The organism is Kluyvera sp. Awk 3, from assembly GCF_028069715.1.
Classification (GTDB): Bacteria; Pseudomonadota; Gammaproteobacteria; order Enterobacterales; family Enterobacteriaceae; genus Kluyvera; species Kluyvera georgiana_A.
On record NZ_JANEWH010000308.1, the window covers coordinates 1 to 738 of the forward strand.

Sequence of the window (738 nt, forward strand, 5' to 3'; positions counted from 1 at the left end):
TTGCCTGGCGGCTGTAGCGCGGTGGTCCCACCTGACCCCATGCCGAACTCAGAAGTGAAACGCCGTAGCGCCGATGGTAGTGTGGGGTCTCCCCATGCGAGAGTAGGGAACTGCCAGGCATCAAATTTAGCGTGCTGATATGGCTCAGTTGGTAGAGCGCACCCTTGGTAAGGGTGAGGTCCCCAGTTCGACTCTGGGTATCAGCACCACTTTTTAGGTTAAAGTTCGGCACTTAGTAAAGAATTTGTCTGGCGGCTGTAGCGCGGTGGTCCCACCTGACCCCATGCCGAACTCAGAAGTGAAACGCCGTAGCGCCGATGGTAGTGTGGGGTCTCCCCATGCGAGAGTAGGGAACTGCCAGACATCAAATAAAAACAAAAGGCTCAGTCGAAAGACTGGGCCTTTTGTTTTATCTGTTGTTTGTCGGAGAGCGCTCTCCGGTAGCGAAAAAGCCCATCCTGACGGATGGGCTTTTTTACGTCTGTCGCCAGCCAATTGGATCGCTGCGCTTGTATGTCGACAAATATCCTGTCCGGATGCCAACACAGGATTGATTAAGTGCCGCTTGTCGGCTTTGCCTTCCTTGCTGATTTGATACATAGCGATTGCTAATACAGGGCATCTACATCGCGTAAAGAGTGTCATCACCTTATATTTAACAGGGCGTCATAGCGCCTTTGAAATAAAATGTAGTGCTATCTCTTTATTATATCTGGTGATTTTTATGCGATGCTGAAT

General features: G+C 50.4%; 1 tRNA gene and 2 rRNA genes. All 3 read left to right on the plus strand.

From position 1 onward, the window contains the following. Positions 1-3 precede the first annotated feature (3 nt). The 3 genes from rrf (NNN71_RS24805) (at position 4) to rrf (NNN71_RS24815) (ending at position 363) form a co-directional block, all read left to right on the plus strand. Positions 4-119, plus strand: a 5S ribosomal RNA gene (gene rrf, locus NNN71_RS24805). A gap of 14 nt (positions 120-133) precedes the next feature. Beyond that, positions 134-209 (plus strand) — tRNA-Thr (locus NNN71_RS24810). A 38-nt stretch (positions 210-247) separates the two neighbouring features. After that, a 5S ribosomal RNA gene (gene rrf / locus NNN71_RS24815) occupies positions 248-363 on the plus strand. Positions 364-738: the final 375 nt, after the last annotated feature.